Source organism: Enterococcus sp. SB12 (assembly GCF_030910025.2).
In the GTDB taxonomy this organism is placed as follows: domain Bacteria; phylum Bacillota; class Bacilli; order Lactobacillales; family Enterococcaceae; genus Enterococcus_B; species Enterococcus_B faecium.
Genome location: NZ_CP175675.1, coordinates 2048209 through 2063159, shown reverse-complemented (window position 1 = coordinate 2063159; position 14951 = coordinate 2048209). Strand labels below are relative to the sequence as shown.

Annotated in this window: 13 protein-coding genes and 1 pseudogene; 9 read left to right on the top strand and 5 right to left on the bottom strand. The window is 37.6% G+C overall.

Annotation, left to right across the window (positions count from 1 at the left end):
* Both RBL01_RS10190 and RBL01_RS10185 read left to right on the top strand, forming a co-directional pair.
* Positions 1-2034 (top strand): BglG family transcription antiterminator, encoded by a 2034-nt coding sequence (locus RBL01_RS10190; RefSeq protein WP_002318654.1) that lies wholly within the window; start codon positions 1-3, stop codon positions 2032-2034.
* Between the two features lie 10 nt (positions 2035-2044).
* On the top strand, positions 2045-2485 hold the full coding sequence (locus RBL01_RS10185; protein ID WP_002287254.1) for a PTS sugar transporter subunit IIA: 441 nt from the start codon (positions 2045-2047) through the stop codon (positions 2483-2485).
* A gap of 199 nt (positions 2486-2684) precedes the next feature.
* On the opposite strand, the gene RBL01_RS10180 is transcribed toward RBL01_RS10185, so the two are convergent.
* Both RBL01_RS10180 and RBL01_RS10175 read right to left on the bottom strand, forming a co-directional pair.
* Positions 2685-3812 (bottom strand): hypothetical protein, encoded by a 1128-nt coding sequence (locus RBL01_RS10180; protein WP_002318655.1) that lies wholly within the window; start codon positions 3810-3812, stop codon positions 2685-2687.
* A 2-nt stretch (positions 3813-3814) separates the two neighbouring features.
* Positions 3815-4492, bottom strand: coding sequence for an ABC transporter ATP-binding protein (locus RBL01_RS10175; protein WP_002287251.1), 678 nt, complete (start codon positions 4490-4492; stop codon positions 3815-3817).
* 263 nt (positions 4493-4755) lie between these two features.
* Between RBL01_RS10175 and RBL01_RS10170 the strand changes: the two genes are divergently transcribed.
* From RBL01_RS10170 to RBL01_RS10160, 3 genes and pseudogenes are all read left to right on the top strand, one after another.
* Positions 4756-6522: a PTS mannitol-specific transporter subunit IIBC gene (locus tag RBL01_RS10170; protein ID WP_038809233.1), complete on the top strand. Its 1767-nt coding sequence runs from the start codon at positions 4756-4758 to the stop codon at positions 6520-6522.
* Between the two features lie 14 nt (positions 6523-6536).
* A complete protein-coding gene (locus RBL01_RS10165; RefSeq protein WP_002318657.1) occupies positions 6537-6974 on the top strand; it encodes a PTS sugar transporter subunit IIA in 438 nt (145 codons plus the stop codon).
* A 15-nt stretch (positions 6975-6989) separates the two neighbouring features.
* Positions 6990-8138 (top strand): annotated as a pseudogene (locus RBL01_RS10160) (mannitol-1-phosphate 5-dehydrogenase); the annotation flags it as partial.
* A gap of 61 nt (positions 8139-8199) precedes the next feature.
* Here RBL01_RS10160 and RBL01_RS10155 read toward each other — a convergent pair.
* The 3 genes from RBL01_RS10155 to RBL01_RS10145 all read right to left on the bottom strand — a co-directional run bounded on the left by RBL01_RS10155 (position 8200) and on the right by RBL01_RS10145 (position 11866).
* A complete protein-coding gene (locus RBL01_RS10155) occupies positions 8200-8898 on the bottom strand; it encodes a type 1 glutamine amidotransferase (protein WP_002287245.1) in 699 nt (232 codons plus the stop codon).
* Positions 8891-10243 (bottom strand): Mur ligase family protein, encoded by a 1353-nt coding sequence (locus RBL01_RS10150; RefSeq protein ID WP_307781006.1) that lies wholly within the window; start codon positions 10241-10243, stop codon positions 8891-8893. The genes RBL01_RS10155 and RBL01_RS10150 overlap by 8 nt, the downstream gene beginning before the upstream one ends.
* A gap of 222 nt (positions 10244-10465) precedes the next feature.
* Positions 10466-11866: a TrkH family potassium uptake protein gene (locus RBL01_RS10145; RefSeq protein ID WP_002318660.1), complete on the bottom strand. Its 1401-nt coding sequence runs from the start codon at positions 11864-11866 to the stop codon at positions 10466-10468.
* Positions 11867-12026: 160 nt separating this feature from the next.
* On the opposite strand from RBL01_RS10145, the gene RBL01_RS10140 reads away from it, so the two are divergent.
* From RBL01_RS10140 to lepB, 4 genes are all read left to right on the top strand, one after another.
* Positions 12027-12764, top strand: coding sequence for an epoxyqueuosine reductase QueH (locus RBL01_RS10140; RefSeq protein ID WP_002287242.1), 738 nt, complete (start codon positions 12027-12029; stop codon positions 12762-12764).
* 124 nt (positions 12765-12888) lie between these two features.
* Positions 12889-13368, top strand: coding sequence for a hypothetical protein (locus RBL01_RS10135; protein WP_002294107.1), 480 nt, complete (start codon positions 12889-12891; stop codon positions 13366-13368).
* The gene (locus RBL01_RS10130) at positions 13365-14132 is read left to right on the top strand and encodes a DUF6681 family protein (RefSeq protein WP_002302142.1); all 768 of its coding nucleotides are present in this window, start codon (positions 13365-13367) and stop codon (positions 14130-14132) included. Before RBL01_RS10135 ends, RBL01_RS10130 begins: the two co-directional genes overlap by 4 nt.
* Before the next feature lie 229 nt (positions 14133-14361).
* Positions 14362-14931, top strand: coding sequence for a signal peptidase I (lepB, locus tag RBL01_RS10125; RefSeq protein WP_002294105.1), 570 nt, complete (start codon positions 14362-14364; stop codon positions 14929-14931).
* The last annotated feature ends 20 nt before the right edge of the window (positions 14932-14951 follow it).

Here is a 14951-nt window from a genome sequence, read left to right as displayed (position 1 = left end):
ATGTATTTATCGCCCAGAGAAAAACAATTATTAGCAGAATTTCTCAGTAGCCCGTCACCTGTATCTATCCAAAAAATGATGAATTTATTGAAGGTCAGTAAACGGACTATTTACCGCGAATTAGATAATCTTGAAGTCTCATTGAAATCGGTAAATGCTTCTTTGAAAAAAGCAGCTAGAGGCTCATTTGTCATTGAGGCATCAGAAGAAGTATTAGAGCAATTAAAAGAAAATACAGATGGGAAAAGTAATGACTTATCCACTGCTAAACGACAACACGCGATTTTAGCCGAGTTGTTACTGACGACAGAGCCGTTGAGTCTTGCTCATTTCATGGAATCATATCGCATCAGTAACACCACTTTTTATGCAGATATCAAACAGTTGGAAGAAAGTATTCGCCAACTGCCTTTGGAAATCATTCGGAACCAGGGATACGAGATCGAAGGACCGGAAAAATACCGCCGGCTTCTGACAGCGAATGTATTAGAATTAGAAATCAATGAATATGAACTTTTTCATAGTATTTCTTTCGATGTATCACTGAATTATTTTTTTCGATTCGTTGATCCGCAACATCTATCTCTTGCACGCAAAGTAATCGGGGAAGAATTGATCCAAAAAAAGACCAATCTAAGTGATAGAAAGCTTGAACATTTGGTTTTGATGCTGACATTGACGATGGAGCGTGTGACGAAAAATCATTTACTGACAAATGAGACATATAATGGTCTGGCAAACAAAGAATTACTACAGACAGCTAAACGATTGTTTTCACGGATCGCTTCTGAGACAAAACAACTTTATCCAGTAAATGAGATCGTCTTTTTTGCAGGATTATTAAATGACTTCACGAACTCATTTGATCAGAATTTCTTTGAAGAGACGTTCGATACACAGCTTGCTTATTTAGTAAAACAACTGATTCAAGAAGTAAGTGAAGAGACGAATGTCCATTTTTATGAAGATGAAACTTTGTACAAAATGCTGTTGACTCATTTATCTGGTGTGTTTTCAAGAGCCGTTTTACAAGAAGAGACACTGACCAATCCGATTTTAGAAAAAATCATGGTTCAATACGAGGAAGTTGCGAATGCAATCCGTAAAGCAGTAGAGCGGATTTTTCAAGAAAAAAAATTATCCGAAGAAGAGATCGCATATATGGTCCTTCATTTTGCAAATTCATTGGAAAAAAGTCCGAAAGAAAGCAATATCAGTATTGCAGGATTTTCGCCAAGTGGATTAGCTTCTACTAGCATGTTGGAACTACGATTGAAAAGGTATTTTCCCTTCATCCAACAAATTCATTTCTATCGGATTGCTGATTTAAAAAAAATCGATTTACAAGAAGAATATGATGTTGTTATTTCTACATCTATTTTACCAGGATACGGTGGAAAATATATTTTAGTCTCCCCGCTACTGCTAGAAGATGAAGTCAAACAGCTAAAAGAAGCTTTTTCGCATATTGAGAAGAAAAAAAGGCAAAAAATTACGTATAACAGCAATAACGAGTGGATGATAGAAGATACTTATGAGGAAACAATGCATTTCATGGATCAAATCAATCAATTACTCGGTCGTTTTTTTATCCAAGAACTGGATAATCCTGAGACGATTTCCGAAACGATTCGCAGCTTATTTCCTTATTTTCCTGAAGGACTAGTAACGGATGAAGAGGTGGTTCATCGCCGATTGCTTAAGCGATATGAACAAGCACCTATCGGTATTCCTCATACAGATATGGGGTTATTCCATACATCCAGCTCATTGATTTCTAAACCGATCTTTTGTATTTTCAATTTGAAACATCCGTTGACCATTGAAGGGATGGATAGACAGCCAGTCGATTTGTCCCGTATGTTAGTTATGCTGGCGCCTTCGCCAATCCAAGAAAAAGACGGGATTCTTTTAGGAAAGATCAGTGGAGCAATCATCATGAATGACTTGAACACCGAGATCTTCCGCTCAGGAAATAAAGAAATCGTTTATCAGTTGCTAGCGAAAATCCTGATTGAAGAAATAAAGAAATGAAGGTGAAAAGATGATCCAGCTACCAGCAGAAAAAATATTGCTCGATCAATCCTATCAAAATTGGAAAGAAGCGTTGACCGAGATCGGCCAGTGGATGACCCAACAAGGGGGAATCAAACCGGCATATATCCAATCAATGATCGAAAGACAAGAAAAAGCGAGTGTCTATATCGGGAATTTCGTAGCCTTGCCACATGGGACTGACAAAGATGAAGAAGTAGTAGAAGAAGGAATCTATTTAGTCCAAGTGCCTGATGGTGTGGACTTTGGAACAAAAGAGGAACCAAAAATCGCGACACTCTTATTTGTAGTGGCTTTAAAAAAAGAACATCAGTTAGCGGTGCTCCAAGATTTAGCCTTTTTCTGTTCAGACATCGACCAAGTAATGGCGCTCAGTGATGCGGAAACCATTGAAGAAGTCCAAATGATTTTTGAACATGGACATATATAACCAATATTCACAGTAAAAAAAGCTGCCTTGCATCAAGTAATAACTTCAACCAAGATAAAAATAAGAGGAGCTATTTTTGTTGGGAGGTTCTTATTACTGCGGATGCAAGCTTTTGAAAACTATTTATTCTAGAAAACCGTTTATTTGAAATAGGGGACGGTGACAAGGTTTTTGTCACCGCCCCTATTATTTTTGTGTTTTAATAGCTCTTTTTTATATAGATAGTGCCCATACCTATGAATAATAAAACGATACTCCATATACCAAGTGTCAAGATACCATTCATGAAAGTAACCTGTTCTGAAGCTAGTGGCGAGAAAATATCTCCTCCTATGATCACATTTTGAAAATCAACATAAGAAGTTGGCAAGTAATGACTGATTGATTCTATCCATCCAATCGAAGAAAACAAGCGATACTCTGCTAAGAAAAGACAAAGAAGTGTACCTAAAAGATTGACTAGAGAATGTTCAAATAAAGCAGATAGAAGAAAACTGATTGTACTTAAAAAGAGCACCCACAACAACAGGAACAGAAAGCTCTGGAAAAGATACGCATACATCGGAAGGATTCGTATCTCCTGACCAATGATCGTTCCTACAGGATAACGGAAGTCTCCCAAACCATTTTTGATTATTACTAGTATAGAGACGATCAAAAATGGCATCACGAGACTTAGCATAGCTGCACCATAATAAACGGTAAAACGGATGCTATGTTTCTTTACCATACTATCCGATAATAGATTGACTAGAGAGATTACCTGCTTTCTTTTTTCATAAGAGATGATGGAAGAAAGAAATAAGGCGGTTATACATAAAATCAAAAAACTAGAAATCATTCCTGAAAAAATATTTTCATAGTAATTCGCTAAAGGGAGATGCGCTGGCAAGTCAAAAATAGAATATCTTTGGATCTGATGTTCTTTCATATAACGGAGCAACTCGACACGTTTTTGTTGTTCAATGATTGGAATTCCTTGTCTTTGACCAGAAATCAGTCGATCCAATATATCTTTTTCATAATGATAAGTTGCTTCGACCATTTGCTGGACATTCCCTGTGTTTTTTGCATGTAAGATTGCTTCGATCAGTTTGTTGCTTTTCTCTAAACTTTCCACAAATTCTTTCTCATTCTCATCTTCTTTCAACGTTTCAATCAAACGTTGCATCTCTTCATAGTTATGATTCAGTTCATCGAATTCTGTATAAGCAAGTTTATGATCAAAAAAAAGTGGGAATGCAAAGAGCACGACCAACAATAGAGGAAATAAAAAGTTTACTTTGTTTTTTAGTAAGAGATTGCGTTCAAATGTAAGTAAAGACATAGTTACACCTCATATAATTTACGATAAATAGCTAAAATCTCTTCCATATTTGAGGATTCTGTGACGATTTCTCCATTTTTTAGAAAACATGCTTTAGAACAAATCGATTGGATATTCGCGATAGCGTGGGAAGAAAGAAGAATCGTCTTCCCCTCTTTCTGCCATTGTCTGATGAGGCTATTCAAGATATCAATACTTCCTGGGTCTAATCCGTTCAACGGTTCATCGAATAACATGACAGATGAATCACTGATCAAGTAAGCAGCAAGCAAGACATGTTGTTTCATTCCTAGAGACATTTTTCCAATCGGCAAAGTAAGGTACTCAGTCATCTTCAATCGTTGGAAAACAGTTTGGCATTCTACTTTGCTCTGCCAATAGTATTTGATCAAAGTCAAATAATCAACAGCCGATAGATAGTCGGATAACTGATTCGTTGATTCTAGAAAAAAGAAAGACCGGCGATAATCTGTATAAGCAGTAGGAGAGATGTTGTGAAGGGACAATTGATCATAAGTTGTTGGTAGCAGTTGGGCAATGCCATTCAGCAAAGTTGTTTTGCCAAATCCGTTCGGGGCAATCAAAGCAGCTACTTCTCCTGATTCTACTAAAAGATTCAATTGTCGAATCACACGTTTTTTACCACGTTTCATGTTCATGTTTTTGATCAGTAATGTCATAGATAGGCCTCCAATATAAAATTTAATAACATAATAGAATGAAAAACATCTAAATGAAATGCTAACAAAAGTTATTATTTGCATATTATAAAAAAATTAAAATAACAGTTTTATTTAAAATTGAAGTTTTCTGATACCGAAATCTTTTTATTTTGCTGACATACTCAAACCTTTGGCACAAAGTTTCGTGCCAAAGTACGACTATTTCTCTTTTTAGTAAGCGGATACAATTAGAGTATCAAAAGGAGAGAGGGAGAGACAAAATGGAACGGACGATTCCCAAAAACAACATTTCGCTAAAAGCGAGGGTACAAAAATTAGGCAGTACTTTATCAAGCATGGTCATGCCAAATATTGGAGCACTGATTGCCTGGGGTGTATTAACGGCTCTATTTATCCCAGATGGTTATTTACCAAATGAGGCTTTCGCTACCATGGTAAGCCCAATGCTAACTTATCTGATTCCTTTATTGATCGGTTATACTGGCGGAAAAGTAATTGCTGGTGACCGCGGATCAGTTGTTGGGGCAATTGCAACGATGGGTGTGATTGTCGGAACAGATATTCCAATGATGCTAGGCGCAATGATCATGGGACCTCTTGGTGGATATGCCATCAAGAAGTTTGATCAGCTGTTCCAAAAACGGATCAAATCCGGTTTTGAAATGTTGGTCAATAATTTTTCAGCTGGTCTTATCGGTTTTGGATTAGCGTTATTAGGTTTTTCTGCGATTGGTCCAGTTGTCGATGCATTGACTCAAGCAATGGCAAAAGGTGTAGAGATCATTTTATCTGCCCATTTGATTCCATTGACAAGTATTTTTATTGAACCAGCAAAAATCTTATTTTTGAATAATGCAATCAACCATGGGATTTTAACACCATTGGGAACTGAACAAGTAGCAGAGGCTGGAAAATCTATTCTATTCTTGCTTGAAGCAAATCCTGGTCCAGGACTTGGCGTATTACTTGCTTTTACTTTGTTTGGCAAAGGAGCAGCAAAATCTTCAGCACCAGGAGCCATGATCATTCACTTTTTAGGCGGGATCCATGAAATCTATTTTCCTTACGTTATGATGAAACCGTTATTATTCTTATCAGTTATAGGCGGAGGAATGTCAGGAAGTTTCATTTTCCAATTGATGGATGCTGGACTAAGAGCGCCAGCTTCTCCAGGGTCGATCATTGAGATTCTAGCGATGACACCGTTCAATTCTTACCTTCCTGTTATTTTGGGCGTGATTGTTGCCGCAGCTGTTTCGTTTGGTATTTCTGCAGTAATTTTGAAAGCGGATGCGAAAGATACAAATGAAGACTTTGAAAAGTCTGTGCAAGAGACAAAAGCAGCTAAACAAGCATCTAAAGGTGCCCAAGGTATTCCTCAAGGAACTGCGCTATCTGGCGTACAAAAAATCATTTTTGCTTGTGATGCAGGGATGGGATCAAGTGCGATGGGCGCTTCGATCTTGAGAAAAAAAGTACAGGAAGCAGACTTGCCTCAAACGGTGACTAACCAAGCAATCAGCCAACTGACAGATGACTCGAATACATTGATCGTTACTCAAGTCGAACTACAAGAAAGAGCAAAACAAAAAGCACCGAACGCGCGTTTTGTCTCAGTAGAAAACTTTTTGAATTCACCTCGATATGATGAAATCATTCAAGAATTGAGCAGCAAACAGGAACCATCAGTTTCTGAAATCAAGAACGAGCCAACAGAAGAGTTTCTTTCAGCAAACATCAAACAAATTAAAGAGATTCTACTTGTCCACGATGATCGTTCGGGATCAGCCACAATGGGGATGACCGTGCTCAAAGATATATTAGACAAGAACCATTTAACTATCCCGTTACGAAAAGTCAACATCCAGGAGTTAAAAAGGGAGCCTGATTCACTGATCGTAGCCAAAGAAAGTTTAGCGGAAAAAGTACAGATGGCTGCGCCTCAATCCATTCATTTATCAGTCAACAGCATGGTCAATCCGCAAAAATACGAATCGATTGCACAATATTTGAAACAGACAGCTTAAGGGAGGAAAACAGCATGCAAAATTTGCCATTCGACATGATCGAGCTCAATCGATCATTTAAAACCAAAGAAGAAGCGATCCGCTATTGCGGTCAAAAGCTTGTAGAAGCAGGATGCGTTGATGAGGAATATATCGATGCCATGGTAGAAAGAGACAACATGTTATCTGTTTACATGGGGAATTTTATCGCGATTCCTCATGGAACAGATGAAGCAAAAAAATATGTGAAAAAATCCGGCATTTGTGTCGTACAGGTGCCAGACGGTGTCAATTTTGGTACGGAAGAAGAAGAAAAGATTGCGACTGTTTTGTTCGGTATAGCAGGAGTCGGCGATGAGCATCTGCAACTTGTACAGCAAATCGCACTTTATTGCAGTGATATGGACAATGTTGTCCAACTAGCAGACGCGCTCAGCAAAGAAGAAGTAACGGAAAATCTAGCAATTGCTTAAGGAGAGAGAAAAAGGAGAGCAGTACATTTTGGTGCAGGAAATATCGGTCGAGGATTTATTGGAGAAATTTTGGCAGCTAATGGATTTGAGATTACTTTCGTAGATGTGAATCACACGATCATTGATGCTTTAAATGAAAGAAAAGAATACGAAATCGAATTAGCAGATGAATCAAAAGAAAGAATCACTGTAAAAAATGTCAAAGGAATCAACAATCAAACAAATCCAGAAAAAGTAATCCAAGAAATCGCTGAAGCAGATTTAGTCACTACCGCCATTGGCCCGAATATCTTACCTTTTATTGCCGAGTTGATTGCAAAAGGTATCCAAGAAAGAGAAATGGAAGGAAACACAACACCTTTAGATGTCATTGCCTGTGAAAACATGATTGGCGGTTCAGCATTTCTAGAAAAAGAAGTGTATAAATATCTTCCAGAAACATCATTTACTGACAAATATATCGGCTTTCCAAATGCAGCAGTCGATCGAATCGTCCCATTACAACACCATGAAGATCCTTTATTCGTCCAAGTAGAACCTTTCAAGGAATGGGTCATTGACGATAGCCAAAGAAAAAATAAAGAAATCCAATTAAAAGGGGTTTTATATGTAGATGATCTAGAACCATATATCGAACGCAAACTATTTAGTGTCAATACTGGTCATGCGACTGTCGCTTATACAGGTACCTTATTAGGTTATCAGACCATTGATGAAGCAATGCAAGATGCGTTAGTTGTGGCACAATTAAAATCAGTTCTGCAGGAAACAGGAAGTTTGCTGATTGCCAAATGGGGGTTTGATGCAGAGCAGCATCATGCGTATATTGAAAAAATCATTCATCGCTTCCAAAACAAAAATATCTCTGATGCGATCACACGTGTCGCTCGGACACCATTACGTAAGTTAGGTTATCAAGAACGGTTTACACGGCCAGTGAGAGAACTACAAGAACATAACTTGACTTGTCCACATTTAACGGCAACAATGGGTATTATTTTTAATTACTATGATCCTGAAGATGAACAAAGCCGTCAACTGCATGAAATGAAAATCCATGAAAACTTAGAACAATTGATCCAAGAAGTCACAGGAATCAATGATCCGAAAACAATCGGGAATATCAAGCAAAACGTGAACCGTTATGCCAAGCAAGTCGCTTAAAATAGGATACGAAAAAGGGGAATGTGACGCAAATTTTGTCACATTCCCCTTTTTCGAATAACTAGGCTGTTTGTCCTTCAAGATAGGGCAGGTCCAACTCTTTACCGTAACGTTGTTCTAAAGCTAGGCGGATCAAGCGAGCTGCCAGGTTCTCATTTCTTGCAAGGATAGGTCCATGGAAATAAGAACCGAAGACATTTCGGTAAATGACACCTTCAGATTGGTCTTCACCATTATTTCCTTGACCTTGTACCACTTTCCCCAAAGGTCGTTCACCTTCACCTAAGAAAGTCCGACCATTGTGGTTTTCAAATCCATAATAAGTTTCATTGAATTCTTCGTTATGGATAACGATATCACCGATAAACCGGTTATTTTCCTGACTTAACGTGTAGTGATCCAGTGCACTGATTCCTTGGATCTTTTCTCCATTAGCTCCCATGTAGTAGTGACCTAGCAATTGGTAGCCACCACAAATGGCTAACATGACGCCATCATTTTCGATATAGTTGATCAAAGAATCTTTCTTTTTCTGGATGTCTTTTGAAATGATTAATTGCTCAAAGTCTTGACCACCGCCAAAGAAAACCAAGTCATATTTATCAGCATCAAAAGGTTCATGTATACTAACGATCTCCGTATGGCAAGAAACCCCCATTTTTTCTGCTATATATTTCAACATCAAAAGGTTTCCGTTATCACCATATGTGTTCATCAAATTTCCATAAAGGTGGGCGATATTGAGTTCATAATTAGCCACGGTTCATTCCTCCTTTGATAAATCCTTGAGCAGCTAGTTCTTTACGAAGCTGCAATACAGCAGTGTAAGTAGCTAAAATATAGACATGCTCAGTTGGCAATTCTTTGATTTTTTCGATTACTTCTGGTAATTCTTTTGTTTCTGTCAATTTATTTTCTGGAATCCCGGCAACTTTTAGACGTAAAGTCATATCTGTATGACGGTCTCCTCCAGAAATAACAGCTGGGATATCCATATCAGCAAAGTTTTCAAAATTACCATCCCAAATCCAGCTGACATCGATTCCGTCTGCGTAATTGGCATTTAATAAAGCCACTAAAGAAAATGGATAAGGAGCTAGACCAATCATATCGATTACTTGATTGATACCTACAGGATTTTTGACAAGTACTAATGTACATTTTTTCCCATTGATATTGATGACTTCTTGTCGGCCGAACACTTTCTCGTCATATCCTAAACCTTGTTTGATTTTATCAGGATCGACATTGAAGTACTCTGCCACTGCAGTAGCTGCTAAAGCATTGTAGACATTATACATACCGCCAACTTCGATTCCGTGTTCATGACCATCGATCACGAAATCTGCTGACACATTGTCCATCCGTACCATATCAGTTAATCGATAATCCAATTCAGGACGTTTGAAGTCACAATTTGGACAGTAATATTTCCCTAAGTTTGCATAAGTGATCATTTTATAATGCAAGATGTGATGACAATTTGGACATAAGACACCGTCTGTATTGTAATGAGCCATTTGTTCACGATCTTCTTCATGGTCAAAGCCATAATATTTTCTAGGATTGACTGTTTCGATAGAATTGAAGATTGGTGAATCACCGTTACTGATAATCGTTGCATTTGGTGACTTTGCGGCACCGTCTACAATCATTTTATAGGTCGTATAGATTTCTCCATACCGATCCATTTGATCACGGAAAATATTTGTAAATAAGAACAGTTTTGGTTTCATATATTCTGTGACTTTGCTCAAACTTGCTTCATCTATTTCTAGGACAGCAAACTTTTTCTGTCCTTTTTTTGGTTTTGCCTGCAAGAAAGTCGATACAATTCCCTGTACCATATTCGCACCAGTAGGGTTGGTTAGAACTTCATCGAATTGCTGGCGCAAAATATTGACTGTTAAAGCGGTAGTCAATGTTTTACCGTTTGTTCCGGTGACAACGACGACTTGGTAGTCTTTTGCCAAACTATCTAGTATATGTGGATCGACTTTCAGCGCTAGTTTACCTGGTAAACTTGATCCGCCTTTAAAAAAAGTTTTTAATGCCCATTGCGACGTTTTTCCAACTGCAATCGCAAAATGACTGCGTATTCCCATTATGTAACCTCCAAAAACGATTTGCTGACGAATAAATTCAACTAATCATACCATATGTTGAAAAAAAGGTTAAATTGCTTTTCTTATTCTTAAGAAAAGGTTACGGCTGAAAGTGCATGAAATCGGACAAAATCGCATGATTTAACAAAAAAACAGCTTGAAACAAAATGATTGTTTTAAGCTGCTGTGATTTTATTATTCCCTCTTACCTATATTCCCATTTTAACCGATAATAATTTTCTCGCTTGGATATTCATAGCCTAGATCTCGTGTTTCTTTTGGTACGAATAACATCAATGTATATAGCATTCCGATCCGCCCAATAAACATCAGTGCAGCAATCGTGATTTTGCCCACAACAGACAAGTCTCCGGTAATCCCTAAAGATAAACCAGTTGTTCCAAAAGCAGAAGTTACTTCGATGATGATCGAGATTAGCGTTTGTTCCTCTGTAGCAGATAAAAAAACGATACAAAAGAAACACATACCAAGAGAAAGCATAAAGACAACGACTGATTTTCGCACATCATCTTGATCGATTCTCCGTCCAAAAATATTGATGTTATCTTCACTTTTGAGGAAGGAATATAGATACAAACCGATGATTGCTACAGTAGTTGTTCGAATCCCGCCACCTACAGAACTAGGACTGCATCCGATAAACATCAGTAAAGAAAAAATGATCAGTGTTGTGATTTGAAAATCACCCAAATCGTGAATCTGCAGACCAGCATTACGAGTCGTAATCGAATAAAACATCGAATTGATCCATTTGACACTCATATTGGAATCTTGGAATAAATGGTCCTTTTCCAATAGATAAATCAAGACAGTTCCCCAAACAAACAAGATAACAAAAGCTAACACAGCTAATTTGGTAAACAAGGAAAAACGAAACGGAAGCTTCGCATTGGAACGTTTGTATAATAGCCATTCCCGGCACTCCATCAATACAGGAAAACCAATTCCTCCGACAAAAATCAAAAACATGATCAGGATCAAGAAAAAATAGTCATGTGCAAAGGGCTTGATGGAATCCCCAGTGACGTCAAACCCAGAGTTCGTGACAGCCGATATCGCCTGATAAAAACCGTAAAAAACGGCATCACGCCAACGATCAAAATAGCCTCTGTAATAAAAATAAATAGAAAAGAATGTCCCAAAAAGTAATTGAAACCAGATTAAAATAGCAAAAGTGATCCGAATCAGTCGGACGATACCAGACAAACGCGGTTGATTCATATCCGTCATGATCAGCTGTCGCTGTTTCAGTGTGATTCGTCGTTTAGAAAAAATGACAAAAGCAGTAGAAATCATCATGATCCCCAAACCACCAACTTGAAATAATATTTCCAGCAGTATAATACCGTTATCATTGAACACAGAATTGATATCAAAAGTCGATAGTCCAGTCACACTCACTGTACTGATTGCCATGAACAGCATGTCCACAAAAGAAACATGGCTATCTGGTTCGCGAAAAATCGGCATATAAAATAGAACGAGTGATAAGACCGTCATCAATATATAATAAAAAACGATGATTTGGATCGATGAGAAATGATTGGCAGCAAACTTCTGTCCTCGCCGCTGCAGCCTTCGAAAGAATAAATCAACATGCACAGTACTATCCTCCTGACAATAGTCGTTTCTACCAGTATACAAGGGGAATTAGGAATACTCAAAGAAATTATTAAACAGATAACAATACAGCTTTCGATTAAAATAGAAATGGCTTATAATAAGGCAAATCCTAGAAAAAAGAAGGAGGAGGAATAACAAATTGATTAATGCTCAACAAATCGTAGAGAAAATGAAAAATCAAAAAATAAATTATGATACAGTTCTGAAAAAAATGATCATGCAATGGGAGAAAGAAGAAGTAAAGCCTAAGATATTAATACATACATGCTGTGCTCCTTGCAGTACGCACACATTGGAATTCATGTCTCAATATGCAGAGATTACGTTATTTTTTTCAAATTCGAATATTCATCCTAAAAGTGAGTATTTGCGAAGATTACATGAACAAAAACGATTTGTAGACCAATTTAATGAGAAAACTGACCATCATGTTGCGCTAATCGTTGATGAATACCGTCCAAATGAATTCACCAAAATGGTTTTAACAAACCATCTTGAAAACGAAAAAGAAGGTGGTGCTCGCTGCAGTGCATGCTTCAATATGCGATTAGATCTTGTTGCGCAAAAAGCGCAAGAACTAGGATACGATTACTTTGGAAGTGCCCTGACCATCTCGCCAAAGAAAAATGCAGCTTTGATCAATCAGATCGGAATGGATATCCAAAAGATTTACGGGACACAATACTTGCCAAGTGATTTCAAGAAAAACAAAGGCTATGAACGCTCTTTGCAAATGTGCAAAGAGTATGATATTTATCGCCAATGTTATTGTGGTTGCGTGTTCGCTGCCAAGCAGCAAGGATGCGATCTGAAAGAAATCAATCGGGAAGCAAAAGCTTACTTAAAAACATCAACCGTAGTTTTTGAGGAAAATTAAAGAAATCTTTCGGAAAAACGTAAGAAAAAAATAAAGAATTTATGGTAGAAATAAGGTAGACTGTATAATTTGTCCGTAGTAAAGTAAGGAAACAAGAATAAATTTCAATGAAGGAAGAGATAAGATGCGAAAAGTAGCACCTATTTTGAAGCCAATCGCTGTATTAACAATCTCGACGATTGTCGCGACTACTACAGGTATTGTGAATAGTTCCAGCTACCGTGCACCAAGTTCAAGTTCTAGTACTGTAGAAGAAACAACACCAACTACTTCAGTCTCGACATCTGAACCAACAACAACGGAAAGTTTGAATGAAACCACTACGACAAGTACATGGGACGATACAACAACTAGTTCGTCGTATGATGAGACATATACAACTGACAGCTCAAGCGAAACAAGTAATACGGTACCAGATGGCACTCCATCGGATTCAACCAATCCAAGTACAAGTCCGGATACAAGTGCTAGCTCCGAAACGATACCAAGCAGTACGACTGTAGATGATAACACGCAAAATGATGATGCAGCACGTACAGCACAGCAAAACCAAGATTCAGGAAATACACAAACGTATAACCAGCAAGCAGGTGATTCTCAATGACATTTTTACTAGACCTTATCAACGGGGTGCATAAATTCCTTGGCTATTTAGACATCAGTCCTAAATATCTTAACCGTGGATATACGATTTTAAGTGTGATTCCCACGCTTTATTTATTGAGAATTGTTTATGGACTTTGGCAAAACCAAAACTATCTTCAATTTTTCTTATATGGACTTGCATTTCTAGTGCTTGTTTATTTTACTGTTTTAAATGTATTTTATTACTTTTTAGATAAAAACACGAAAGCCGATGTCACTCAGCTTTTTGTGAAGTATTTACCTGATGAAGCGTTCAACATCCAGACAGAAGAATCGATAGATAATGGAAATTCGATCGATAAAGTGAATACACAAGAGGTCATGGTTTCTTATGACGAAGATTATCAATTGAAATTAGCCGAGAATATGCGGTATTTGATTGGAAATGGTGAGATCAAAACAAATGAACTCGGTCGCATGGATGGATTTCTGGTCGACAGAAATACATTGTATCCTTATTACTATGTCAAGAAAACAGGAGAGAAAGAGTATGTTCTAAATATTGGACGAAGCTACTCGGACATGGAAAAAGTAGGGACCATTCGACTTGACTCAACAGAAGACACATTGGAACCTGTAGGATTGTTCATCGTCGGCGGTGATTTTGTCAAAGACGGGTTACGCTATCATGAGCCTTATCGTCTGAAACTGATTGCAAAAAAGGCACAGTCGCAGGAAGAACCAGTGGTTTATAGTCGTAGCCAAAGAAGAAGACATTCATAATGTGATGAAACGCCGTGTATCAGTGGTTGCGATAAAAACGTTTATTCGGAATAAGGGGGATGTGACACGTCTTTTGTCACGTTCCTTTTTTATATAACGAGAAAGATAAGACGAACACATCACTTATTCTTTCCTTTCATTTATAAACATTGTAGAATAAAGAAAGTACAACGAAGTATTGTGAAAAAACGTAATAAATAACGAGGAAAATACAAGTAGGAGGTAAGCTGTGAAAGAATTTTTGAAAAATTGGGGGATTTTGATCCTTGTATTAGCGGCTATTTTATTAGCTAGAGTGTACGTGTTTACACCAGTTACTGTAAACGGGCATTCGATGGACCCTACATTAAGTGATGGACAACGATTGATTTCATCTAAGATCTCAAACTATGAACGAATGGATATTATTACTACAAAGGAACCGGGGGATGAAGAACGGATGATTGTTAAACGGATCATCGGTATGCCTGGAGATACAGTCAAGATGGAAAATGACCAGTTGACCATTAATGGCAAAAAGTATGATGAACCTTATCTGGATGAGTTCAAAAAAGAATTTTCAGAAGATAAGTTACAAGGAGAATATGCTTATAGCTCAGGATTCCAAGCACAAGCAGAAAGTTCATCCACCTTTACGAGTGACTTTGAATATACTGTGCCAAAAGGAAAGTATCTTGTTCTAGGCGATAACCGCTTGATTTCAAAAGACAGCCGAATGTTTGGGTTAGTCGACAAAGATATGATCCAAGGAAAAGTTGTTTTCCGTTATTGGCCTCTTTCAGAAATCAAAATCATGTGATAAAAAAATAAAAAGAAGCT